We start from the raw sequence: 23,969 nt of genomic DNA on the forward strand, positions 1-23,969 counted from the left end.
GCTATCCAAAGTGATCAAAGATTGATCCGGTTTGGGCAAATTGCCAAGAGCAAAGCGCGCACGCCTTCTGGCACTCTGGGCGCAACAAGGGAGACCCAATATGTCACGCACCTGTTCACTACTCGGCGCCGCGATCCAGACCGGGGCCTCGCAGCCGGGCTGTATCATGGGGCCTGCCGCCCTGCGCACCGCCGGGCTTGCCGCTGTGCTCTCCGAGCTGGATTGGGAGGTCACCGATCTGGGCGATGTGACAATCGCCCCGCAAGAGCCGATGCCCCATGCCAATCCCGCCATCCATGATCTGGCCGAGACCTGCGCCTGGATCAAAGCCTTGGCCCCGGCCGCACAAAAGGCCGCCGCAGAGCATGACCTGCCCGTCTTCATGGGCGGCGATCACGCGATGGCAGCCGGCACGGTCAGCGGGATCGCGGCGCATGCGGCAAGCTTGGGCCGTCCGCTCTTCGTGCTTTGGCTCGACGCCCATCCCGACCTGCACACACTGATGACGACCGAAAGCGGCAATCTGCACGGCACGCCGGTCGCCTATTTCACCGGCCAGCCGGATTTCGAAGCCTATCCGCCGCTCGCCCATGCGGTCGATCCGCGCCATGTCTGCATGATGGGCATCCGCTCGGTCGATCCGGCAGAACGCGCCCGTATCAAGGAGATCGGGGTCGAGGTGCATGACATGCGCGCGCTTGACGAGACAGGCGTGCTTGCGCCCCTGCGCGCCTTCCTTGCACGCGTGCGGGCGGCCAACGGGCTTTTGCATGTGAGCTTCGACGTGGATTTTCTCGACCCCCAGATTGCCCCCGCAGTTGGCACCACCGTTCCCGGCGGCGCGACCTTCCGCGAGGCGCATCTGATCATGGAGGAGCTCTGCGACAGCAACCTCGTCTCCTCGCTCGATCTGGTCGAGTTGAACCCCTTCCTCGATGAGCGCGGGCGCACCGCAAGGCTGCTCTGCGACTTTACAGCGAGCCTCTTTGGCCGCCGCGTTCTCGACCGCATGACCCGGAGCTATTGATGAGCCGCATTCCGACACCCCCCGCCCCCTCGAAGCTTGCCTTCGTGCCGTTCGTCTCGGTCGCAGACATGATGCGGCTTGTGAACACGCTCGGCGCCGAGCAGGTGATCACTGAGCTTGCGGGCTATATCGAACAGGATTTCCGCCGCTGGCCCGACTTCGACAAGACCCCGCGCGTGGCCAGCCATTCACAGGACGGCGTGATCGAGCTGATGCCCACAGCCGATAGCGACCATTACGCGTTCAAATATGTGAACGGGCATCCGGGCAATGGCAAAAGCGGGCATCAGACCGTGACGGCCTTCGGTGTGCTCTCCTCGGTCGCGACCGGCTATCCGATGCTTCTGTCTGAGATGACGGTGCTGACCGCGCTGCGTACGGCGGCGACCTCGGCGCTAGTCGGACGCTATCTCGCCCCCAAAGGGGCCGAGGTGATGGCGATGATCGGCAATGGCGCGCAATGCGAGTTCCAAGCGCTCGGCTTCCGCGCGCTCACGGGGATCAACCGCATCCGGCTTTATGACATCGACGCGAAGGCCACCGAGAAAGCCGCCCGCAATCTGCGCGGACAAGGCTTTGACGTGGTGAGTTGCAAGGCGGCTGCCGAGGCCGTCGAGGGCGCGCAGGTCATCACAACCTGCACCGCCGATAAGCAATATGCCACGATCCTGACCGATAACATGGTGGGCTCGGGCGTGCACATCAACGCGATCGGCGGCGATTGCCCCGGCAAGACCGAGCTGCACCCCGATATCCTCACCCGGGCCGAGATCTTCGTGGAATATCCCGAGCAGACGCGGATCGAGGGCGAGATCCAGCAACTCGCGCCCGATCATCCGGTCACCGAGCTGTGGCAGGTGATGCGCGGAGAAATCCCCGGACGCCGCGATGCGCGCCAGATCACGCTGTTCGATTCCGTGGGATTTGCGATCGAGGATTTCTCGGCGCTACGCTACATCCACGACAAGATCGCGGGGAGTGACTTCTTCCAGCCGCTCGATTTGCTGGCCGATCCCGACGACACGCGCGATCTGTTTGGCATGCTTACGCGGGCGGGTTGACCGGCGCGCGACCGGCCTCGCCTGCAAGATAGGCGCTGATCTGATCGAGAATTGCCGCCTCGGACTGCGCGGGATCGCAGTCCAGCACATCCTCTGGATGGGCTGCGGCCTGCATGTCCTTCGGCTGTGCGGCCCGCGTCTCGGGCGCATATGCGAGGCGGATGATCGACACGCCGGGCAACAGTCCACGCAGAACATCGCGCTCGGCACGGGTCAGCGTCTCAAAGCCGCAAATCACCGGCTTGCGGCCGATCAGCCCGACCCGAAGCACCTCTTGCGCCACACGAGAGATCCAGCGCGCCCGACTGAGCGCCTCAAGCGGCGCCCCCGCCCGCAGCGCCACGCGCCCCTCTTTCGGGCGGTACATCCCCGAATCGAGCGCCCGCGCGTGGTGGCGCGCAGCGACCGCCTCGACAATGGCCAAAGTGCGCGCGGGCACGTCGCCCAGAATAAGGACGTGATGTGTCGCGGGGGCTGCGCGCGCAGACATGGGGCACTCTCCGACAGGAACATAGGCTCTACGGTCTGCAAAACGCGCAGATCCCTAAGCCATATGTCTTTTAACACTGCGATCAAACTCTCCAGAAGAGAGCTATTTCGACATGTTTTAGCCTTGGGTCAGCGCGACAAGGTGATTGTCCCATGCCAGCGGCGCGTGGGTCAACACGCGCAGCGCCCCGCCTTCCAGACTGGCGACGACGCCTTGCCCGTCGGTCGCGACAAAGCCTGCCCGCCCCGGACCGAGCCCGCAAATATCGGCGCGCGCCACCGACCAAAGCGCCGTGCCATCGGGGCCAAAGCCCTGAACCCGCCCGCCGCGCGGCGAGGTGATCGCGACGTTCTGCCCGCCCGGCGCGAAGGCGACCGAGCCGGCATAGCCTTTCATCGCAAGCTCTTCTCCCGGCAAGGGCTGGGCCAGAACCGGGAGCGCACCGCGCCGATGCAGACCTAAAAGCGGCACCGGCTCGAACAGATCGCCCTGCCATTGCATCGCAAAGGCCACCTGCCCATCGGCCCGCACCGCAAGATGCCGGATCGAGTTTTGCCGCAGCTCGGGCAATTCGACCTGATCGAGAAGCTGACCCTCGGGCGAGACATAGGCCAAATTTGGCCGCATCCGATCCAGATTGAGCGGCGTGCGGTCCTGCGGGTCGGTCTCAATCCCGCCATTGGCCACGACCAGCACCTCGGAACCGGGCAAACGCCGGATCTCATGCGGGCCGATGCCGTGGCTCTCGATCTCGCCCAAGCGCCGATAGCCGCGCGCGGCGTCCCACAGCCCGATCATCCCCTTTGAGCCCTCGGCCACGACCTCGGACGTATAAAGCACGCGGCCATCGCCCGAATAGGCGCCATGCCCGTTGAATTGGCGGCCCTGCGGCGGGGTAAGACGGGCCAGCACCCGCCCATCGACGCAATCGAGCACCAGCGCAAACGTGCCCGGACGACGCGCGAAGGCCACGGCCTCGGGGCGCGCGGGATGGGCCGTCGCCGCATGACCACGCCCAGGCAAGGGCTGACGAAATCGTGGCTGACCGTCCGCCCCCAGACCATAAAGCGCATAGCTGCCATCGGGTTCTTTGGCGGCGGCAAGATAGGCCGGATTGCCTGCATCGGCCCAGCTCAGTGTCGGGACTGCTGAGGCCGCGAGTGCGGCCCCCAGAAATCTGCGTCTTTGCATCACCATCTCAATCTCCATCCGCCGAATTGAACCCGGTGCTGACGCCCAAAAGCGCCCCGATCTCGCCAGTGGCCTTCGCGCGGATGTCGCGCACCGCCTGCTGCAAGATCTCAATGCGCAAGCGCGACGCCGGTGTCTCCACCCCGGCAAATACCGGATCGTCCAGATCCCCGGCCAGTTGCAAGGCATGCGCAAAAGCCGCATCGGTTTGCGGCGTCGCCCCCAACCCCTGCGCAAGCGCGTCCGACAGCGTCTTCAGCGCGCGCAACGAGAGCGTGACATTGCGCAGGCTGCGCCCCTCGGCAATCGCCTCGGCCCGGTTGGGGCGCGGATGATCGAAGCTTCCCAAGGGACGCCCAAGCCGTTGATCTGCGTTGAACTCCAGCCCCGCGATGAGCTGAGTGAACAGCGCCTGCCGCGCCTCGTCTTGGGTGAGATAAAGCGTGTGACCATCGGCGCCGGGATCGAGCAGCTGCTCGGCAAAGCCACCGCGCCAGCCGTCCTCCATCGCCTGCGCCATTCGCACCAGATTGTCCGCCAGCGCCGCGCGCAGCTTGCAGGCGTAATCGCCCTGCGGCGCTTGCCAAATCAGGGTGGACAGCCCGTATAAGCCGCGCGCCGCAATCGAGAGGCGCGCAGCGCCCTCCGGTGTCACGAATTGCGGATCCTGCGCGGCCAGCAGCGCACGCATCTGCCGCGCACCGGTCGCTTTCGGATCAGGCCAAAAGGCAATGGCGAGCCCGCGCCCGCCCTCCTCAAACGGTCCCATACGAAAATGCTGGACCTTGAGCCAGGCATCAAACGCCGCATTCCACGGGGCCTTGAGCGCCTGCGCATCGCAGCCCTGCGACGCCGTCCGGGCCAAGCCTTCCGTCGCTTGGGTGAAGGCCGCAAGATCCGGCAAGATCACTTTATTGACCGCCTCGGGCACATCGGCACGCAGCGGCAAAGCCGCAAGTCCCGCAAGCGTCAGGCTCAGAAAGAAAGGAAGAAAACGCATCACAGGCTCTCCAGAAACTCTATCAATTCGGCACGCGCACCGGGCTCCATCGCGATGACGCGGTCGCGCGCCGCCCGTGCCTCGCCACCATGCCACAAGATCGCCTCAAGCGGCGAGCGCGCACGACCGTCATGCAAATAGCGGCCCGTGCTGTTGCGCCCCAAGCCCCAAAGCGGCGCGGTGCGCCATTCGCGCCCCGAGGCGCTGCCTTCGGGGCGATCATCTGCCAATCCGTCGCCCATGTCATGCAGCAGCAGGTCAGAATAAGGCCAGATCAGCTGGAACGAGAGAGCGGGATCACCCTTGAGCCGTTCGGTCACGAAGGCGGGCTGATGGCATGAGGCACAGCCTGCCGCATAAAACTGCGCCTTGCCGGGCAAGACGTCCCGCACCGTTTTGCGCGGCGGCAGCGCCAGATTCGCGACATAGTTCACAAGCGCATCGCGCGCGGCCCCCGACACCTCGCGCCCATCGCGCAGGCCCGCCTCCTCGCCATGCGGCGCGGCGCGGCAGGCTATCTGGGCCGCTGTGCAATCGCCCGCGGGATCGGCAAAGTCAGGCGATGAGAGGCCCATATCGGTGAGCATCGCCTGCCCCACCATGTCGCGCAGGCTGGGCTGGGCGGCTTTGGGGCCAAAGCGCCCGAGCCGCGTCCCGCCGAATGCCATCGAAGGCACTTCGGCCACGCGCCCCGAAATTCCGTCGCCATCGGCATCACGCGGATCGGCCAGCGCACGGATTGACGCCTCGGGGACAGCCTCGATCAGCCCCATGCCGATCAGCGGCGGGGCGACACGCGGCGACATCCGCAGATCCTTGGGCAGCGTCGCGCCAGTCAGAGTCACGCGGGGCTGGCGCAGCTCTGCGGGCCCCTCACCGTTGCGCGCGACGAGGTGGGTCTGCCAGCGCAGCGCGATCTGCCCCTCGGGCGCAAGTCCCGGCACCGAGCGGGTGTGCAATTGCCAGCCAAGCAGCGGCGCGGGGGCAGGCCCGTTTGGACCTTGCACCGAAAGCTGAACGACAAAGCCGCTCAGAGCGCCCGAGCCGTCGGGCGGCTGGCCGCGCCCGTTGCCCGGATGGCACCCGGCACAGGAACGCGCGTTGTAATGGGGCCCGAGCCCGTCAGAGCCCCGCGTCGAGCTGGGCGCGGCGACCCAGAGCTTTTCAAAGAGCGCCCGGCCCAACTCAAAAGCAAGACCGCTCTCCGGCGGCACTGCGGGCGAGATTTGCGCAAGCGGCTGCGCGCCCGCATCGCGCACCGTCGAGATCCCGCCGGGCTTGGCCTCAAAACGCTGCGGCGCGCTGAAGTCTTGCGGCCACGCGGTCACCTCCGCCACCCGCGCGGCCTCGGAGGCCGTGCGCGGCAGAACGGGCAAGAACGGCTCGGGGGGCCCGCGCCGCTCTGCCCCCGCCACAGAGGCAAGCGACAGCCCGAGGGCTGCCGCTCCGATCACCGTCCAAACCCTCATTTACTGAAAGACAGCATTCGGATCATCAAGGCTGTCAGAGCCTTCCACCGTCGCCTGCGCCCCGAGGGCTGCCACGGCCCGCTCGATGCTGCGGGTCTGGGTCACAAGCGCGCTCACAGCACCCTCGATCAGCTCCTTGCCCTGATCATTGCCCATCGCGAGCATCTGATCGTAGGCCATACCGCCTTCAGCCGCCTCTTTCATCGCGCCAAGTGCTGCAACCGAAGACTCCAAGTCCCCGCGCAGGGCCGTGTCGACTTCGGGATCGGCGGCGCGCACCAGGTCGGACAGTGACGGCCCCGAGACGGTCGAGCCATCAACGCGGGTATAGCGCCCGGTATAGACGTTGCGAATGCCGAGACCGTCATAATAATGGCTCAGATGGGTCATGTCGGAGAAGCAATCATGCTCTTCCTCGGGATCGTGTAGCAACAGGCCAAGCTTGATCCGCTCGCCCGCCAACTCGCCATACGACAACGAGCCCATGCCGGTCAGAATCGCGGATACGCCATCGGCAGGATCGGCCTCAAGCACGGTGCGCGCCTCGCCGTCATCGTCCCAATTGGCGACCATCTCTTCGAGATCGCGGACCAGAAGATCGGCCGCCGCCTGAAGATAGGCCGCACGGCGATCACAATTGCCGCCGGTGCAATCCGCGCCCTGAACATAGTCGGTATAGGGCCGCGCGCCCGCCCCCGGCCCGGTGCCGTTCAGATCCTGCCCCCAGAGCAGGAACTCGATCGCATGATAGCCGGTGGCGACATTGGCCTCGATCCCCTCGGCCTCGTGCAGCGTGCCCGATAGCAGCTCGGGCGTGATCTCGCTGGTATCGACGCTCTGCCCGCCAATTGTCACCGTCTTGTTGGCGATGATATTGAGCAAGGCGTAGTCATTCTCTTCGTTGATCGCAGCAGAATTCGGGTCGACATAATCAATCAGCCCCTCATCAAGCGGCCACGCATTCACGCGGCCCTCCCAGTCATCCACGATGGCATTGCCGAACCGGAACGCCTCGGTCTGCTGATAGGGCACACGCGCCGCGATCCAAGCCTGCTTGGCTGCCTCAAGGCTGTCCTCAGAGGGGTTGGCGATCAGTGTGGCGACGGCGGCTTGCAACGCTTTTGCAGTGCTCAGACTGTCGGCATATCCGGCCTGCGCGATATCGGCATAGGTGTCGATGACGGCCGCCGGGTCGATGGATTGTGTCTGCGCGGCCAGAGGCTGTGCCCCCAGCGCCGTGCCAGCCAGCAGGGCGAGAATGATCCGTTTCATAGTGGTCCCTTTGTTTTTCATACTCCCGAGCCTCTCTCCCGAGGCTTCGTGAATACCTGACCTGTTCACTAAGAATTGTAAAGACGATTATTTTAGTAGGCTTTCCCTTGGGCAAATTGGACGATGCGCCCTGTTGGTCATCCACCGAAACGCGCTATCTGTCCCGAAAATCGACCGACCCGAGACTGGACCCACACGCATGCCCCTGACCGCGCTGAAGCACCCCGCCCAATGGCCCGTCCCGCTGCGCTGGGGCGCGCTGATCGTGGGGTCGGCGCTTTTGGCGGCAGCGCTCAGCACCGCGCATCTTTCCGCGGCTTTGCTGCTTGGGCCGATGATTGTAGCGATTGCGCTGGCCGCCTCTGGGGGCGCGGTTGCAGCCCCTAGAATCGTCTTCGTCATGGCGCAGGGCGTGGTGGGCATGATGATGGCCTCCAAGCTCCCGCCTGCGATCTTTGCCGAGATCGCACAGGATTGGCCGATTTTTCTGCTCGGCGTGCTCTCGACCGTCCTCGGCGCGAGCGGCTTTGGCTGGCTGCTATCGCGCAGCGGATTGCTGCCGGGCACAACCGCGATCTGGGGCTCCTCACCGGGTGCTGCGACCGCGATGACCCTGATGTCAGAGAGCTACGGCGCCGATATGCGGCTGGTCGCGATGATGCAATATCTGCGCGTCGCCTGCTGCGCCATTGCCGCCACCGCCGTGGTCAAGATTTTCGGCGCCTCGGGCAGCACCCATGTGACGGTGAGCCACGCCTCCCAAAGCCTCGAGGCCCTCGACGTGATCAAGACCATCGCGATTGCGACCGGCGCGGCGGTGATAGGCTGGAAGCTGAAAATCCCCGGCGGCGGGCTGCTGACACCGCTTGTCGTGGGCATGATCTACAACCTCACGGGGCTCGGCACGATCGCCCTGCCCCAGCCCGTCCTCGCCCTGTGCTACGCGATTGTCGGCTGGGGGATCGGGATGCGCTTTACCCGCGAAGTGCTGAGCCATGCCGCTCGCGCGCTCCCGCTGGTGCTAGGCTCCATCATCGCGCTAATCGCGCTCTGCGCCTGCTTCTCACTGCTGCTGGTGCATTTTGCCGGGATCGACCCGGTCACCGCCTATCTCGCGACCAGCCCAGGGGGGGCCGATTCTGTCGCGATCATCGCGGCGGGCACTCAGGTCGACATCCCCTTCGTCATGGCGATGCAGATCGGGCGATTCCTGCTGGTGCTGCTTTTGGGTCCGGCACTCGCACGCTACCTGTCGCGGCCCCGCGCCCCGGCCTGAGCGGCCTCGGCCGAGCCGCCCCTTCCGCGCATGCAAAAGGCCGCACCCAAAGGTACGGCCCTGCATTCGGTCAAAGAGGCGATCTTACTTGATCTTGCCTTCTTTGTATTCGACATGCTTGCGCACGACCGGATCGTATTTGTTCACGGTCATTTTTTCCGTCATGGTGCGGGCATTCTTCTTGGTCACATAGAAGTGCCCGGTGCCCGCCGTCGAGTTCAGACGGATCTTGATCGTCGTCGGCTTCGCCATTTTAATTCTCCTAGCTCCGGGCAACAAACCGCGCCCGCGGAATCCTTGAAGCCCGCCTTTTAGCCATGTGCCCTGCGGAGTCAACAGCAAAACCCAGCGCGCCCCTCAGAAACCCATCGCGGGGCGCAGGAAAGTGAAATCGACGCCCGATTTCCGACGCAGCCCCCGCGCGCCGATGCTAGGATCGGGGCCATGTTGTTCACCTTACCAGATCACGCCACGCTCTACCGCGCGCTGCTTGAGCGCGATGCCCGCTTTGACGGACAGGCCTTCGTCTGCGTCGCGACGACCGGGATTTTTTGTCGTCTTACCTGCCCCGCGCGCAAGCCGCTGGCGCAGAACTGCACGTTTCACGACACGATCGGGGCCTGTATCGAGGCCGGGTTTCGCCCCTGCAAACGCTGCCACCCGATGCAGGCCGCCGCGCGCGCCGAGCCGGTGATCGCGAAACTGCTCGAAGCGCTTGAGGCCGATCCGGGGCGGCGCTGGTATGAAAGCGATATCGTGGCGCTTGGGCTCGACCCGTCCACCGCGCGGCGCGCCTTCAAGCGGCATTTCGGGATGACGTTTCTCGATATGGCCCGACAACGGCGCCTGCGCGAAGGCTTCACCGCGCTCTCCGAAGGGGCGAAGGTGATCACAGCCCAGCACGAGGCCAGCTTCGATTCGCCCAGTGCCTTCCGGCAGGCCTTCGCAAAGCTGATCGGCTGCGCCCCGGGCGCGCTGTCGCGCGACGCGGCCTTGCAGGCCAGCTGGATCGCCACGCCGCTTGGCGACATGATCGCGGTGAGCAGCGCGCGCCACCTGCATCTGCTGGAATTTCTCGACCGCAAGGCGCTGCCCGCCGAGCTGACCGCGTTGCGCAAATCGACACCGGGCGGCATCGGCGTGGGGCGTCTCGCGCCGACCGTTCAGGCCGAAACCGAGTTGAGCGCCTATTTCGAGGGGCGGAGTGCACGGTTTGAAACCCCGCTGGCGCAGGGCGGCTCGGCGTTCGCGCGCGCCGTCTGGCAGGCTTTGCGCGAGATCCCGGCGGGAGAGACTCGCAGCTACTCTCAGATTGCTGAAGCCATCGGACAGCCCAGCGCCAGCCGCGCTGTCGCGCGGGCCAACGGTGCCAACCAGATCGCGCTGATGGTGCCATGCCATCGCGTCATCGGGGCCGATGGCAGTCTGACGGGCTATGGCGGCGGGTTGTGGCGCAAGCAGCGCCTGATCGAGATCGAGCGCGCCTACGCCCCCCAACGCGGACCAAAAAACGCGGGCCTCGGGATTTCTCCCGGGCCCGCATGATGCAAAGGCAGGTCCAGCTCAGACGAGCGGCTTGCCCATCGCCTTGTGGATCTCGGCGACCTTCTGAGCCTCAAGACCCAATGCGGCAGCCAGATTGGCCAAGTATTGCTTCTCGGCCTCGGTATCGACGGTGATCGCCATCAACGCTGCGGAATAGACCTGCGCTTTCATATGCGCGGCGGTGTCATTGGCCAGCCCGCTCACATCGATCGGCGCATCCAGCTCGGCCTTCACGAAGGCGATCTCGTCATCAGAGGCATCCGACAGGTGATCGAGAATCGTCTGGCGCTCCTGATCGTCGATCTGACCGTCGGCTTTGGCGGCCTGAATCATCGCGCGGATCATCAGCTTGGCCTGATCCTCCATCGCGGGTTCGGCAGGCGTGCCGCCGGTCACTGCGCTGAGCATGCCGCCCAAGCCCCCGGCCCCGGCAGAGGCTGCCCCGGTGAACGCGCCCATCAACGAGCTCAGCCCAGCCTCAGTGGCGCCTGTGGCCGAGGCCGCCTGAGTGCCGAATTTCGAGAACAGATCGCGCACCGTGTCCCGGCCTCCCGGCACGCCCATCTTTTCGGCCATATCGCCCATTTGATCGGCCATACCGCAGGGCTTTCCGGCATTGCCCAAAGCCTCCTTCATGCCTTGCAGGCCGCCCATCTGGCTGAACTTCTGCGCGCCTTTTGCCGCGGCAAATCCAACGGCGAGCGTCGCCAAGGTTTTCACGAAACTCATGATTTCCCCCAATTGAAGCTGAAACTCAGATCAGAGTTGCGCGGATCAGCCTCAATTTCCAGTAGTTTCGCTCAATTTCGCCGAGACGCTCAGGCACTCGAGAGCGGCTGCCAACCTGCGACGCATCTCCTGTGCGAGCTTGTCGACATCAGGGTTTTTCACCACACCCAGCAGCACCACCGGATCGACCGCCGAGACCTCGACGCCCCCCTCGACCTCGCGCAGCGCGATGTTACAAGGCAGCAAGACCCCCACTTTCGCGACCAGACAGATCGCTTCATAGGATAGCTGAGAATTCCCGATCCCGAAAATCTTGAACCGCGAGATGTCCTTGTGGACGCTCGCCTTGATCTTGGCGGACACGTTGAACTCTGTCAGCACGACGAAACCTGCATCATTCAGACAGGAACGCACCTGAGTTTCGACCGTGTCGAAATCCGCATCCAGCACCGTATCGAGCGTAAATCCCATAATCGGGTCCTCCTCCGTTATTGTAGATTTTCGTTATAATACCAAGCTGACCCTGAGACCCGTGGAAATCAATTCACAAGGCGCAGACAAGGGCTGCCTGAGCGCACAGGTATCAAGGCATTCCTGCAGGGAACCTAATTTGCGCGGATGGCCTGTAAGCCGGATTTTGTCCAAGGGTTGCCCCTCTGGATGACCATTCCTCTCGCCCTGCGATTGCTCACAGGGTCCAGCCGCCAACCCGGATCGCTCGGGGCGAAGTTCCCCTGCCGTCACCCGTTGCCGGGGCGGCACACGATCCCTATTCGGCGTTGCTCCCGGTGGGGCTTGCCATGCCGGGCCTGTTACCAGCCCCGCGGTGGGCTCTTACCCCACCGTTTCACCCTTACCCGTGTGGCCCACCAAGGCAGATCACAGGGCGGTTTATTTTCTGTGGCGCTTTCCGTCGGGTTGCCCCGCCCGGGCGTTACCCGGCACCGTCACTTCATGGAGTCCGGACTTTCCTCGAGCGTTCAGCTATCCACTAAGGCAGAGCTATGAACACTCGCGGTCATCCGGCCATCCGCGCGACCGATGCCATAGGCAATCGCGGCGTCCCGGTCAATCGCGCAATCGCACCGGACAAGCATGCTGCGTCAGACCGTATCGAGATAAAGCTCGGTCTGCTCAAGCTCGGAGAGCTCGGCCATGTAATGCAGCTCCTGGCGCTTGGTCATCGCGAAATTGTCGATCAGCTCCTTCTCGAAGATCCGCTTAATCATCGGGCAGGTGGTGAAGGCTTCAATCGCGGCGCCCCATTCGGTGGGCATCTGCGGCAGATCGAGCGCATAAGCATTGCCCTTGATCGGCTCGGGCGGCTCGATCCCGTCCTCGATCCCCTCAAGGGCTGCCCCCAGCACGGCGGCAATCGTGAGATAGGGGTTCACATCCCCACCCGCCACGCGATGCTCGATCCGGCGCGCCTGAGGCCCCGAGGCCGGGATGCGCAGCGCCGAGGTGCGGTTCTCATAGGCCCAGGCGATCCCTGTGGGCGCATGGGCATCGGGCACCAGCCGGTCATAGCTATTCTCATGCGGCGCAAAGATCAGGGTCGAGCCCGGCATCGCCGACAGGCACCCCGCAACCGCATGGCGCAGCTTATCCGAGCCACGCGGCGAGCCATCGTTGAAGATGTTGTTGCCATCCGCATCGAGCACCGAGAAATGCATATGCATCCCGTTGCCCGACCATTCGTCATAGGGCTTGGCCATGAAGGAGGCGGCAAAACCGTGGCGGCGCGCATAGCCTTTGACGAGCATCTTGAACAGCCACGCATCATCGGCGGCTTTGAGCGCGTCGGATTGATGCGACATGTTGATCTCGAATTGGCCCGGCCCGGCCTCCGAGATCGCGGTGTCGGCGGGGATATCCATCGCCTCGCAGGCATCGTAGAGCTCGGTGAAGAAAATATCGAACGCATCTAGCGCACGCAGGCTCAGCACCTCGCCGCCGGAGCGCCGCTTACCCGAGCGCGGGCTGGGCGGCACGCGCAGGGTCTTGCCGCTGTCATCGATCAGGAAAAATTCCAGCTCCGTCGCCACGACCGGCGTGAGCCCCTTCGCCTTGTAGCGCTCACAGACCCGCGCCAGCGCCTGACGCGGATCGCCCGCATAGGGGCGGCCATCCATATGAAACATCCAGATCGGCAACAGCGCGGTGGGCGCCTCGAGCCACGGCATCGGCAAAAAGCCCCGCTCGGTCGGCATCAACAGCCCATCCTCGTCACCGGAATCGAAGACCAGCGGGCTGTCCTCGATATCCTCACCCCAGATGTCGAGATTCATCACCGAAAACGGAAAGCGCGTGCCTTCACTGAAGACTTTGGGCGCAAAGCGCGCGGGCAAGCGTTTGCCCCGCGCCACACCGTTGAGATCCGCCGCTGCCACACGGATCGTGCGTACATCGGGATGCTCATTCAGCCAGTCCATATGTCACCTGATTATTTGCGGCCTGAACCGCATCTTCATGCGCCGTTCGCGCGACAGATGACGGTTGAGACGGCGATTGATTAAGCCGAAAATCCCGATCACCGATAGCGTCAGAAGGATGAAATAGAAAGCCGCGATCGGATAGGGGATGAAAGGGTTGAAGGTCTTGTCGGCAAAATACTTCGCATAATAGAGCGCATCGCCCTCTTGTCGGAATGCCGGGAAGCCCGAGAAGAACACCAGCGTTGTGGCGTGAAACAGGAAGATCGCCTCATTGGTGTAAGACGGCCATGCGAGCCGTAGCATGGTGGGCCATGTCACCCGCCGGAACTTCGACCAGCCCGACAGGCCATAGGCATCGGCGGCCTCCAGATCCCCCTTGGGCACCGAGCGTAACGCGCCGTAGAAGATCTCGGCGGCATAGGCGGAAGTGTTGAGAAACAGCACGAACAGCGCACCCGCCCAAGCCCGCGTGATCCAGTTCGTATCCACCGTCAGCCCGAGGATCGGGATGCCCGCGCGGGGCAGCATCGCGAAGGCCTCATAGGCAAGGAAGAACTGGATAAAGAGCGGCGAGCCACGGAAGAGAAAGATGAACCATTCGGCGGGCTTGCGCACCCAGCGGCTCTCGACGCTTTTGGCAACCGCCAGAGTTGTCGCGAGGAAAAACCCGAACAGCAGCGCGAGAATGCCGAAATAGAGGTTCCACACCATGCCCGAGCCGATCAGCGTGAATTGCTGGCACATGGTGAAATCCGAGCGCGGCAGTAGCCGCTCGCCGATCCCGACAGAGCGCAGCCCGTAATCTGCAATGGTCTGAAGACAGCTCATGCTCCCGCCTTTCGCAGCGCTTCGCCGCCCGCCGTGGCCTGCCCCATCGACAGGCGCCGATTGATCCGTGCCAGCACGATCTCGGACAGCTTGGTCATCACCAGATAGAACACCAGCAAACCGAGGAAGTAATAGAGCCGCCAGTCGCCATGCGGATAGGCGTAGATGCTGGATTTCGTGGCCCCCAGCTCGCGCGCCCAATAGACGATATCCTCGATGCCCAGCAAGAACAGCAAAGGCGTCGCCTTGATCAGGATCATCCACAGATTGGACAGGCCGGGCACGGCATAGGACCACATCTGCGGGATCAGCACGCGCCGTGTCATCTGCCTGCGGGTCATCCCGTAAGCCTCTGCGGTCTCAAGCTGCGCATGCGGCACCGCCTGCATCGCACCGTAAAGCACCTGGGCAGCAAACGCGCCGTAGACCACCGCGAAAGCGATCACCGCCAGCCCGAACCCATAGGCCTCGTGATAGAACTGCGGCGCGGAATTGAGCGGCATCTTGGCGGCGGCGCAGACATGGAACTCATTTCCCGCCCAGACCGGCTGGTTCCAGTCCGGACATTTCCAGCGGTTGCGCAGGTACTCGATCCCCTGATCCATCGCGATCGGGACAAAGAGGAAAAAGATGATGTCGGGCACGCCCCGCACCATCGCAATATAAGCCCGCCCAATGATCCGCAGCGGCATGAAGTTCGAGCGGGCCGCCAGCGCCCCGCCAAACCCGAAGCACAGCGCGACAGGCGCGGTGATCGCAAGCAAAAGCAGCACGATTCCAAAGGAGCCGTAGAACATGATCTGCTTGCCCGTCGTCATGTAGCAAAGCATCCATGACAGGCCATGCAGCGCGGAAGGGTCTGAGCACATTGAAAACATATGTGAGGTTGGGGGCGGACCCGCGGCCCGCCCCCTGCCTGATCAGTTAGAGAAGGTCAGCGCATCGTCGCCGAAATACTTCTTGATCATTTTGTTGAGCGAACCGTCCGCCTTCATCTTGCTGATGCCGTCATTGAGCTTGGCTTTCAGCTCGGTGTCGGATTTGCGCAGACCGATGCCGATCCCTTCGCCCAGCGGGATGTCCTGCCCCACGAACTGGAAGCCATCGGTGCCCACGAAGGGCTTGAGCGCGTCCTTATCAGCAAACACCGCATCGGCTTCGCCGTTTTTCACAGCGGCAATCGTGTCATCGAGCGTCGCATATTCGGCCAGCGTCGCGCCGGTTTCCGAGATATGGGCGGCCTGAATCGTGCCGGTCTGAGCCGCGATCACGCCCCCCTTGATATCGGCATCAGGCGTCATCGCCAGATAGGCCGAGGGTGCCGGGGGATAATAGGCCTGGGTGAAGTCGATGGATTTCTTGCGCTCATCGGTGATCGACATGCCTGCCATGATCGTGTCGTAGTTGCCCGAGAGCAGGTTGGGGATGATCGAATCCCAGTCATTCGTGACCCAAGTGCAGGTCAGATCTTCCATCTCGCACAGCTTGTCGCCCAGCTCGCGCTCAAAGCCCGCAACCTGCCCGTTATCGTCGATGAAGTTGTAGGGAGGGTATGCGCCTTCGGTGCCCATGCGCACGGTCGTGCTTTGGGCCGCGGCAAACCCTGCGCTGAGGATCAGAGCGGCTGCGGTCAGAATAAGTTTCTTCATTGGTTTCCCCTGTTATCTTACTTGATTGTCTTCACGCCGGCACTGAGGCCGACAGGAATTGTTGCAGGCGCTCCGATTTCGGTGCGCCAAACAGGGCCTCTGGCGGGCCCTCTTCCTCGATTTTCCCCTGATGGAGAAAGACCACATGGTCCGACACGTCATGTGCCAGCCGCATGTCATGGGTCACCAGCATCATCGTGCGGCTCTCGCCCGCCAGATCCTTGATCACCCGCACCACCTCTTGTTGCAGCTCTGGATCGAGCGCCGAGGTGGGTTCGTCAAACAAAAGCGCCTTGGGCTCCATGCACAGCGCCCGCGCGATGGCCGCGCGCTGCTGCTGGCCACCTGAAAGCTGCGCCGGATAGGCATCGCATTTGTCGCCGATGCCGACCTTGGCCAGCAATTCGCGCGCCAAAGGCTCGACCTGAGCGCGATCACGCCCCAGCACCGTCACCGGCGCTTCCATCACATTTTGCAAGATCGTCATATGCGCCCAGAGATTGAACTGCTGGAACACCATCGACAGATTGGTGCGAAACCGCGTGACCTGCTTGCGATCCGCCGGGCGACGGGCAAGGCCTTGGCCCTTCCAATGCACGCCCTCGCCCTCGAACAGCACCTCGCCGGACTGGCTGTCCTCAAGCAGATTGCAACAGCGCAGCAGCGTGGATTTGCCAGAGCCGGAAGAGCCGATCAGCGAGACGACATGGCCGCGCGGTGCCTTGATCGAGACGCCCTTGAGCACCTCAAGCGAGCCGTAGCTCTTGTGTAGATCACGAATCTCGATGACGGGCGCTGTGTCTGTCGGGGTCACGCAGGGGGCTTCTCGTTGTCCATTTGGTCAATCTGGCGCGAAATCACGGCAGATTGCAACGGGCAGAGCACCGGTGACCTAGCGAAACAAGTCGATTTCGCGGGCAGAGGCCAAAAATTCAGGCGTTCAAGCCAGCGTGATCAGCCGCGCCGCGCCTCGACGCGCTGCCGGGCGAGCGCCGAATCGACATCGCTCACCCCCAAGAGCTTCGACGCGAGCCGGATCAGCGCATCTTCCTGCGCATCGCGCTCACCATCGGCCAGGGCCACGTCCCAAAGCGCCTCAATCACACCCGAGCGGTCCTCATAGGCCACACGATCTTTCAGCGCGCGTGTGAAGCGCACCGTGTCGGGCGCACCCGCCTCGACCTCTTCGGCCCGCAGGCGCAAATCCCGCGCCGCCGCCGGGTCCAGCCCGTTGCGCGCGCCCAGCACCCGGTCGATGCGGTCCTTCTCGGCGTCCTCATAGTTCTCGTCAGAGCGCGCAAGCCGCACCAGCAAAGCCGCCAAGGCCAGCTCGCGATCATCCCCTCCGAGCCGTGAATCGGCCGGGTCGGGATCGTGAAGAATATTGATCAGACGTCCAAACATAACATTACAAATAGGCATGCAGGGCCAAAGGGCAAGTCACGAGCCAGTCAAACCGCACCCGCCCCTGCCCGCGCCTCAGCCGACCTTCACGACCATCTTGCCGAAATTGCGCCCGGCCAGCAGGTCGCCAAAGGCCTCTGGTGCGGCCTCCAGCCCCTCGACCACTTGCTCCTTGTAGCGGACCTTGCCCTCTTTGAGCCAACCGGTCATCGCCTCCGAAAACTCTTGGTACAGCTCAATCGGGAAGCTGTCGAAGATGATGAAGCCCTGAACCTTCACCTTCATCCGCAAGATCGTGGACAGGATCTGCGGCCCGTGATCGGGCCCCTCCGGCGCGCCGGTGAGATTGTACCACGCCACCATCCCGCACACCGGCATCCGCGCAAACGGGTTTAGCAGCGGCAGCACGCCATACAGCACGCGCCCCCCGACATTCTCGAAATAGACGTCGATGCCGTCCGGGCAGGCGGCGGCCAGCTGCGCCTCGAAATCCTCGGCCTTGTGATCGATGCAGGCGTCAAAGCCCAGCGCCTCGACGACATGGGCGCATTTCTCCGCGCCCCCGGCCACGCCCACGACGCGGCAGCCCTTGATCTTTGCGATCTGGCCCACGGTCGCGCCCACCGGGCCCGAGGCCGCAGCCACCACCACTGTCTCTCCGGGCTTCGGCTCGCCCAGCTTCAAAAGCCCCGCATAGGCGGTGTAGCCCGGCATCCCGAGGATCCCCAGCGACCAGGACGGGTTCTCAGGCGCGCGCCCGAGATTGAGCACCTGGGCGCCATCGGAAATCGCGTAATCCTGCCAACCGCTTCCCGAAAGCACGTAATCGCCCTTGGCAAACCCGTCGAGCTGGCTTTCCACCACCTCCGCCACGACCTGCCCGGTCATCACACCGCCGATCTCGACCGGGGTTGCGTAGGATTTCGCATCCGACATACGCCCGCGCATATAAGGATCAAGCGAGAGATAGACCGTGCGCAACAGCATCTCGCCCGCGCCGGGCTTTGGGATATCCACCGTCTCAAGCCGCAACGTGTTCGCGTCCGGCGCGCCCTTGGGTCGCTCATTGAGCACGAATCTGCGGTTCGTCTGATTGGTCTGCGCCATCGGGGCCTCCTGTGGGTTTCCTCTCACCTAGGCTGTGGCCGGAAAAGGAAAAGGGCCCCAAAAACCGGCGGCCCTTCCTCTTGATCCAAATATCCCAGGGGGAGCTGACGCACCGCAAGGTGTCTCAGCCGGGGGGCAGCGCCCCCCGATCCGCCGCCACCCCTTAGCGCGCGGCTTTCTCGGCAATGCCGGAGGTGCCCTCGCGCCGTTCCAGCTCGGCCAGAACATCGGCCAGTTTCACATCACGGGCCGCCAGCATCACCAACAGGTGATAGAGCACATCCGCCGCTTCATAGGTCAGATTCTCGCGGTCATTCTTGGCAGCGGCGATGATCGCCTCAACCGCCTCTTCGCCGAATTTCTCAGCCGCCTTCTCAGGCCCTTTCGACAGCAGCTTGGCGGTCCATGAGGTCTCGGGATCGGCCCCTTTGCGGGCCTCGATCGTGGCTGCCAGTTGTTCCAGAACGCCCATTACATCCTCACCGCTATGCCCGCATCGGCCATATGCTGCTTGGCCTCGCGGATCGTGAATTCTCCGAAATGGAAGATCGAGGCGGCCAGCACAGCACTCGCGCCCCCCTCCGTGACCCCCTCGACCAGATGATCGAGCGTGCCGACCCCGCCAGAGGCGATCACCGGCACCTCGACCGCATCGGAAATCGCGCGTGTCAGCGGCAGGTTGAAGCCCGACCGCGTGCCATCGCGGTCCATCGAGGTCAGCAGGATTTCTCCCGCGCCCTTATCGGCCACCATGCGCGCGAACTCCACCGCATCGATGCCCGTGGGCTTGCGCCCGCCATGGGTGAAGATCTCCCAACGTCCGGGCTCCACGGTCTTGGCGTCAATGGCGCAGACGATGCATTGGCTTCCGAACCGGTCGGCGGCCTGCGCGATCACATCGGGATTGGCGACAGCGGCTGAGTTGAACGAGACCTTATCCGCGCCCGCAAGCAACAGCGCGCGCACATCTTCCAGCGTGCGCACGCCCCCGCCCACTGTCAGCGGCATGAAACATTGCTCGGCGGTGCGGGTGACCAGATCGAACATCGTGCCGCGATTCTCGTGGGTGGCGTGGATATCGAGGAAACACAGCTCATCCGCGCCCGCCGCATCATAGGCCTTTGCCGCCTCGACCGGGTCGCCCGCATCGATCAGATTGACGAAGTTCACGCCCTTCACCACGCGCCCATCGGCCACATCGAGACAGGGGATGATCCGGGTTTTCAGCATGATCGGCGCTCCTTTGGCGCCTTCTTAGCGTCAAGCGGCGGCAAGGCAAAGGGGCATCACGCGCCAACCGCCTTGCGCGCCATGTCCCAATAGATCGCAGCGATGCGCGCCTGACTGAGCCGCCCGCCTTCGCGAAACCATGTCGTGACGCCCGTGAGCATCGCGATCAGCGCCATCGTGGCAAGCTTGGTATCGGGGATCGCAAAGACCTTCGCTTGCTGACCTGCGATCAGGATCTCTTCCAGCTCGCGCTCATAGGCCTTGCGCAGATCCTCGATCATGACGAAATTCGCAGACCCCAAATTGCGCAGCTCCATATAGCTCAGAAACACCGCATCGGGCCTGCTGAGGTTGAAGCGGATGTGAAAGCGCACGAAGGCCTCGAGCGCCTCGACAGGCCCTGCCCCGCGCGGCTCGCCCGCCCAAGCCTCCAGCAACTCGTCCATATGGGTCTTGAGCAGATCGAACAGCAGCGCTTCCTTGTCGGGCGTGTAGAGATAAAGCGCGCCCGCCTGAACCCCGACCGCCGCCGCGATCTGGCGCATCGAGACGGCCGCAAAGCCGTGCCGCGCAAAGAGGCGCAGCGCCTCGCTGCGGATCTTCGGGCCTGTGATCTGAGCATGTGAACCGGTCTTGCGTGCCATGCTCAGGTTTTAACTGAACATCCGTTCAGCGGCAAACCCGAAAACCCCGGCAATCGGCTCTGGTACTGCCCGAATTTGCGCCATAGTCTGACGCGCAAGCCAAGGAGAGACCATGCTGCGCATCCCCGCCCTCTTGTTCGTGACTGCCCTGATTGCCGGATGCGCAGGGGGGGGCGGCGCGCCCTATCCCAAGCTGGTTCCGATGGACAGCCTGCTGAGCGATGAGCCGGTGCCCCCGAACCCCGCGCCCGAGCTTGCCGCCCGCGCCGACAGCCTGCGCGCCCGCGCAGCCCAGCTGCGCAAGACCTCGGTGAGTGATGCCAGCCCCCCGCAGGGCACGCAGCCTCAGTGACACACGGCGTTGCACGGCAGGCACTTCTCGGCTAACAGGTCGCAAATTCTCCTTTTCCACGAGGTTCGCCTATGTCCGCCGCCGCCCCTTCCGACCAGCCCTTGCGCCTCGGCATTGCTGGGCTTGGCACAGTGGGCATCGGTGTCGTCAAGATCGTGCAGCGCCATGCCGAAATGCTGGCCATGCGCGCCGGACGCCCCGTCGAGATCACCGCGATCTGCGCGCGCGACCGCAAGAAGAACCGCGACGCGGATCTGTCGGGCTTTGCGTGGGAAGACGATGCCGTGGCGCTTGCGACGCGCGAGGATGTCGATGTCTTCGTCGAGCTGATCGGCGGCGATCAAGGCCCCGCCAAAGATGCCACCGAAGCCGCGATCCGCGCGGGGAAAGACGTGGTTACCGCCAACAAAGCGCTGCTGGCCCATCACGGGCAGGCGCTGGCGGAACTGGCCGAGGCCGAGGGTCGCGTGATCCGCTACGAGGCCGCCGTCGCCGGGGGCATCCCCGTCATCAAGGCCCTGACCGAAGGTCTGGCTGGCAACGGCATTCGCCGCGTCATGGGCGTGATGAACGGCACCTGCAACTACATCCTGACGCGGATGGAAGATGCGGGGCTGCCCTATGACACCGTCTTCGAAGAGGCCCGCCAGCTTGGCTATCTCGAAGCCGATCCGCAGCTTGACGTCGGTGGAATCGATGCGGGCCACAAGCTCGCGATCCTCTCCGCCATCGCCTTTGGAACGCAGGTCAGCTTCAGCACCGTGACGCTTGAGGGGATCGGTCGGATTTCGATCGACGATATCCGCCGTGCCGGCGATATGGGCTACAAGATCAAGCTTTTAGGCGTGGCGCAGATGACGCGCCGGGGGCTGGAGCAGCGCATGACGCCCTGCCTCGTGCCCGCCTCCTCGCCTCTGGGCCAATTGACCGGCGGGACCAATATGGTCGTGCTCGAAGGTGATGCGGTGGGCCAGATCGTGCTGCGCGGCGCGGGCGCGGGCGAAGGCCCGACCGCAAGTGCTGTGATGGGCGACGTCATGGACATCGCGCGCGGGCTGCGCCTGCCGACCTTCGGTCAGCCCGCCACCTCACTGACGCAGGTCACGCCTGCGATGGCCCCGGCACCCGCGCCCTATTATCTGCGCCTGCAACTGGCCGATAAGCCGGGCGCGCTGGCCAAGGTCGCAACGGTGCTCGGCGAATCCGGCGTCTCGATCAGCCGGATGCGCCAATATGGCCATGCCGATACCGCAGCCCCGGTCTTGATCGTGACCCACAAGGCCACGCGCGAGGCAATCGACTTCGCCATCGCCCAACTGCCCGCCACCCGCGTGGTCGAGGGCGAGCCGGTCGCAATCCGCATCGAAGAGCTCTGAGCGCTCCCGAGGCGTCGCCATCTCTCGCTGGGCATCCCGAATTTCGCGCAGGGCCATCGGTGCGTCGCGTCGCGGATAGGCGACCCGAATGCGCGCCCCAGCGCCGTGGCGATTACTACGGCGCCTATTTTCGCGACCCAGATGGCAACAAGCTGTGCGTTGCGTGCCCTCATCGGCAGGGTTGAGCCCGCGCTCAGGCCGTTAGCGCTCTCAGGGTTGCCCTTGCCGGATCAAGCGGCTTTACCTGTCCGCGATGGCGCCTGACGCCCTAGACAGACAGGACAGAACATGACCCCTCCGAGTGATTTCAACGACCGTATGCTCAGCCTCGGCCTTGCCCGCGTCTCCGAGGCAGCAGCCCATGCCTCTGCCGACCTGATCGGGCGCGGCGATGAGAAAGCCGCCGATCAGGCGGCGGTGACCGCGATGCGCAACCAGCTCAACATGCTCGACATTCAGGGCACGGTCGTGATCGGTGAGGGCGAACGCGACGAGGCCCCGATGCTGTTCATCGGCGAGGAAGTGGGCGCAGGCTCGGGCCCGGCGGTGGATATCGCGCTCGACCCCCTCGAAGGCACGACGCTGACTGCCAAGGATATGCCCAACGCGCTGACGGTGATTGCCATGGCACCGCGCGGCTCGCTGCTGCATGCGCCCGATGTCTATATGGACAAGCTCGCCGTGGGTCCGGGCTATGAGAAAGACGTGGTCAGCCTTGAGATGAGCCCGACCGAGCGCGTGGTCGCGCTGGCCCGCGCACAAGGCGTCGCGCCCAAGGATATCGCGGTGTGCATCCTCGATCGTCCGCGCCATGAGGACATGATCGCGGAAGTGCGCGAGACCGGTGCGAAGATCCGGCTGATCACCGATGGCGACGTGGCGGGTGTCATTCACTGCGCCGAGCCCGATTTCACCGGCATCGACATGTATATGGGGGCTGGTGGCGCGCCCGAAGGCGTGCTTGCAGCCTCCGCGCTCAAATGCATGGGCGGCCAGATGTGGGGCAAGCTTTTGTTCCGCAACGACGACGAGCGAGGCCGCGCGACGAAGGCCGGGATCACTGATTTCGACAAGATCTACACCCGCGATGAAATGGTGCGCGAGGATGTGATCTTTGCCGCGACCGGCGTCACCGACGGCTCCATCGTGAAAGGCGTGCGGCGCGAGCCGACCTTCATCGAGAGCGAGACGATCCTGATGCGCTCCAAGACCGGATCGGTCCGGCGCATGGTCTATCGCAACCCGGTGCGCTGAGCACGCGAGACTGAGACACCGGGGGCTTCGCGCCCCCGGACCCCCGCGGGATATTTTTACGAAATCGAAGACGAAAGCCCGGTCGCGCGGCGCTCAGGCGGCAGCGGCCTCGGCGGCGAGTTTGCGAATCCGCTCGACCATGGCGCGCAGACCGTTTGAGCGCTGTGCGGAGAGATGATCATTCAGGCCCAGACGCGCCAGCTCTGCAGGCGCATCAACGGCTGTGACCTGCGCCACGCTCAGACCCGAATAGAGCGCATGCAGGATCGCGATCAGCCCCTGCACGATCATCGCATCGCTTTCCCCATCGAAATCGAATCTGGCCTCGGGGCCGCTGCCCTCGATCCGGGGCAGAAGCCAGACCTGACTGGCACAGCCCTCGACCTTGGTGGCAGGCACCTTCACGGCATCGTCAAGCGCGGGCAATTCGCGCCCAAGCTCGATGACATGGCGGTAGCGGTCCTCCCAGTCATCGAGGAATTCGAATGTCTCGGCAATTTCTTCAAAGGCTTCGCTGGCCATCAAGCGTATCCTTGCAACGGTCTGGGGCTCTTGGGTAACCTGCGCAGGCCCCAGCGTCCAGACGCGGCTTTTCAAAAGCCCCGTGATCGGCTACCAGAGGGCTGA

At 64.0% G+C, this 23,969-nt stretch carries 26 protein-coding genes and 1 other RNA gene; 7 read left to right on the forward strand and 20 right to left on the reverse strand.

Going from position 1 to position 23,969, the window contains the following annotated elements; translation table 11 throughout:
* Positions 1-100: 100 nt before the first annotated feature.
* Together rocF and DL1_RS06095 are read left to right on the forward strand one after the other, a co-directional pair.
* Positions 101-1,027, forward strand: a complete 927-nt coding sequence (gene rocF, locus DL1_RS06090) for an arginase (RefSeq protein WP_038063848.1) — start codon at positions 101-103, stop codon at positions 1,025-1,027.
* A complete protein-coding gene (locus tag DL1_RS06095; RefSeq protein WP_038063852.1) occupies positions 1,027-2,088 on the forward strand; it encodes an ornithine cyclodeaminase in 1,062 nt (353 codons plus the stop codon). Before rocF ends, DL1_RS06095 begins: the two co-directional genes overlap by 1 nt.
* On the opposite strand, the gene DL1_RS06100 is transcribed toward DL1_RS06095, so the two are convergent.
* The 5 genes from DL1_RS06100 to DL1_RS06120 all read right to left on the reverse strand — a co-directional run bounded on the left by DL1_RS06100 (position 2,072) and on the right by DL1_RS06120 (position 7,510).
* The gene (locus tag DL1_RS06100; RefSeq protein WP_038063853.1) at positions 2,072-2,578 is read right to left on the reverse strand and encodes a hypothetical protein; all 507 of its coding nucleotides are present in this window, start codon (positions 2,576-2,578) and stop codon (positions 2,072-2,074) included. The two genes, DL1_RS06095 and DL1_RS06100, sit on opposite strands and share 17 nt — an antisense overlap.
* 117 nt (positions 2,579-2,695) lie before the next feature.
* Complete coding sequence (locus DL1_RS06105; RefSeq protein WP_038064096.1) at positions 2,696-3,769, reverse strand: DUF1513 domain-containing protein; 1,074 nt, start codon at positions 3,767-3,769, stop codon at positions 2,696-2,698.
* 7 nt (positions 3,770-3,776) lie between these two features.
* Positions 3,777-4,769, reverse strand: coding sequence for an imelysin family protein (locus DL1_RS06110; protein ID WP_038063855.1), 993 nt, complete (start codon positions 4,767-4,769; stop codon positions 3,777-3,779).
* Positions 4,769-6,238, reverse strand: a complete 1,470-nt coding sequence (locus DL1_RS06115) for a di-heme oxidoreductase family protein (protein ID WP_038063858.1) — start codon at positions 6,236-6,238, stop codon at positions 4,769-4,771. Before DL1_RS06115 ends, DL1_RS06110 begins: the two co-directional genes overlap by 1 nt.
* A complete protein-coding gene (locus tag DL1_RS06120; protein WP_038064098.1) occupies positions 6,239-7,510 on the reverse strand; it encodes an imelysin family protein in 1,272 nt (423 codons plus the stop codon).
* A gap of 199 nt (positions 7,511-7,709) precedes the next feature.
* Between DL1_RS06120 and DL1_RS06125 the strand changes: the two genes are divergently transcribed.
* Positions 7,710-8,786 carry an AbrB family transcriptional regulator gene (locus DL1_RS06125; protein WP_038063861.1) on the forward strand — a complete coding sequence of 359 codons (1,077 nt, stop codon included), beginning with the start codon at positions 7,710-7,712 and terminating at the stop codon, positions 8,784-8,786.
* Between the two features lie 84 nt (positions 8,787-8,870).
* Here DL1_RS06125 and rpmG read toward each other — a convergent pair whose 3' ends face one another.
* A complete protein-coding gene (gene rpmG / locus DL1_RS06130) occupies positions 8,871-9,038 on the reverse strand; it encodes a 50S ribosomal protein L33 (protein WP_011750518.1) in 168 nt (55 codons plus the stop codon).
* 192 nt (positions 9,039-9,230) lie between these two features.
* On the opposite strand from rpmG, the gene DL1_RS06135 reads away from it, so the two are divergent.
* Complete coding sequence (locus DL1_RS06135) at positions 9,231-10,331, forward strand: bifunctional transcriptional activator/DNA repair enzyme AdaA (protein ID WP_051693364.1); 1,101 nt, start codon at positions 9,231-9,233, stop codon at positions 10,329-10,331.
* A gap of 18 nt (positions 10,332-10,349) precedes the next feature.
* Here the strand turns inward: DL1_RS06135 and DL1_RS06140 are convergent, their stop codons facing one another.
* The 13 genes from DL1_RS06140 to DL1_RS06195 form a co-directional block, all read right to left on the reverse strand.
* The gene (locus DL1_RS06140; protein WP_038063863.1) at positions 10,350-11,060 is read right to left on the reverse strand and encodes a DUF533 domain-containing protein; all 711 of its coding nucleotides are present in this window, start codon (positions 11,058-11,060) and stop codon (positions 10,350-10,352) included.
* A 51-nt stretch (positions 11,061-11,111) separates the two neighbouring features.
* A complete protein-coding gene (locus tag DL1_RS06145; protein WP_051693365.1) occupies positions 11,112-11,531 on the reverse strand; it encodes a DUF302 domain-containing protein in 420 nt (139 codons plus the stop codon).
* Between the two features lie 139 nt (positions 11,532-11,670).
* An RNA gene (gene rnpB / locus DL1_RS20795) (RNase P RNA component class A) lies at positions 11,671-12,094 on the reverse strand.
* A 69-nt stretch (positions 12,095-12,163) separates the two neighbouring features.
* Positions 12,164-13,495: a glutamine synthetase family protein gene (locus DL1_RS06150; RefSeq protein WP_038063866.1), complete on the reverse strand. Its 1,332-nt coding sequence runs from the start codon at positions 13,493-13,495 to the stop codon at positions 12,164-12,166.
* A 3-nt stretch (positions 13,496-13,498) separates the two neighbouring features.
* The gene (locus tag DL1_RS06155; protein ID WP_038063867.1) at positions 13,499-14,326 is read right to left on the reverse strand and encodes an ABC transporter permease; all 828 of its coding nucleotides are present in this window, start codon (positions 14,324-14,326) and stop codon (positions 13,499-13,501) included.
* The gene (locus DL1_RS06160) at positions 14,323-15,204 is read right to left on the reverse strand and encodes an ABC transporter permease (RefSeq protein ID WP_038063868.1); all 882 of its coding nucleotides are present in this window, start codon (positions 15,202-15,204) and stop codon (positions 14,323-14,325) included. The genes DL1_RS06155 and DL1_RS06160 overlap by 4 nt, the downstream gene beginning before the upstream one ends.
* Positions 15,205-15,246: 42 nt before the next feature.
* Entirely contained in the window at positions 15,247-15,975 is a 729-nt protein-coding gene (locus DL1_RS06165; RefSeq protein ID WP_038063871.1) for a transporter substrate-binding domain-containing protein, read from the reverse strand.
* A gap of 31 nt (positions 15,976-16,006) precedes the next feature.
* The gene (locus DL1_RS06170) at positions 16,007-16,789 is read right to left on the reverse strand and encodes an ABC transporter ATP-binding protein (protein WP_038063872.1); all 783 of its coding nucleotides are present in this window, start codon (positions 16,787-16,789) and stop codon (positions 16,007-16,009) included.
* A 140-nt stretch (positions 16,790-16,929) separates the two neighbouring features.
* Positions 16,930-17,379 carry a tellurite resistance TerB family protein gene (locus tag DL1_RS06175; RefSeq protein WP_038063874.1) on the reverse strand — a complete coding sequence of 150 codons (450 nt, stop codon included), beginning with the start codon at positions 17,377-17,379 and terminating at the stop codon, positions 16,930-16,932.
* Between the two features lie 75 nt (positions 17,380-17,454).
* Positions 17,455-18,486: an NADP-dependent oxidoreductase gene (locus DL1_RS06180; protein WP_038063876.1), complete on the reverse strand. Its 1,032-nt coding sequence runs from the start codon at positions 18,484-18,486 to the stop codon at positions 17,455-17,457.
* A gap of 163 nt (positions 18,487-18,649) precedes the next feature.
* The gene (locus DL1_RS06185) at positions 18,650-18,958 is read right to left on the reverse strand and encodes a phosphoribosyl-ATP diphosphatase (protein WP_038063878.1); all 309 of its coding nucleotides are present in this window, start codon (positions 18,956-18,958) and stop codon (positions 18,650-18,652) included.
* Positions 18,958-19,716, reverse strand: a complete 759-nt coding sequence (hisF, locus tag DL1_RS06190) for an imidazole glycerol phosphate synthase subunit HisF (protein WP_038063880.1) — start codon at positions 19,714-19,716, stop codon at positions 18,958-18,960. Before hisF ends, DL1_RS06185 begins: the two co-directional genes overlap by 1 nt.
* A 56-nt stretch (positions 19,717-19,772) precedes the next feature.
* Complete coding sequence (locus DL1_RS06195; protein ID WP_038063881.1) at positions 19,773-20,360, reverse strand: TetR-type transcription factor C-terminal domain-containing protein; 588 nt, start codon at positions 20,358-20,360, stop codon at positions 19,773-19,775.
* A gap of 112 nt (positions 20,361-20,472) precedes the next feature.
* Here DL1_RS06195 and DL1_RS06200 point away from each other — a divergent pair, with 112 nt between their 5' ends.
* The 3 genes from DL1_RS06200 (at position 20,473) to glpX (ending at position 23,342) form a co-directional block, all read left to right on the forward strand.
* Complete coding sequence (locus tag DL1_RS06200) at positions 20,473-20,712, forward strand: hypothetical protein (protein WP_038063883.1); 240 nt, start codon at positions 20,473-20,475, stop codon at positions 20,710-20,712.
* Between the two features lie 71 nt (positions 20,713-20,783).
* Positions 20,784-22,088 (forward strand): homoserine dehydrogenase, encoded by a 1,305-nt coding sequence (locus DL1_RS06205; RefSeq protein ID WP_038063884.1) that lies wholly within the window; start codon positions 20,784-20,786, stop codon positions 22,086-22,088.
* Positions 22,089-22,376: 288 nt separating this feature from the next.
* Entirely contained in the window at positions 22,377-23,342 is a 966-nt protein-coding gene (gene glpX / locus DL1_RS06210) for a class II fructose-bisphosphatase (RefSeq protein ID WP_038063886.1), read from the forward strand.
* A 93-nt stretch (positions 23,343-23,435) separates the two neighbouring features.
* On the opposite strand, the gene DL1_RS06215 is transcribed toward glpX, so the two are convergent.
* On the reverse strand, positions 23,436-23,864 hold the full coding sequence (locus DL1_RS06215; RefSeq protein ID WP_038063887.1) for a SufE family protein: 429 nt from the start codon (positions 23,862-23,864) through the stop codon (positions 23,436-23,438).
* Positions 23,865-23,969: the final 105 nt, after the last annotated feature.

The organism is Thioclava dalianensis, from assembly GCF_000715505.1.
Taxonomy (GTDB): Bacteria; Pseudomonadota; Alphaproteobacteria; order Rhodobacterales; family Rhodobacteraceae; genus Thioclava; species Thioclava dalianensis.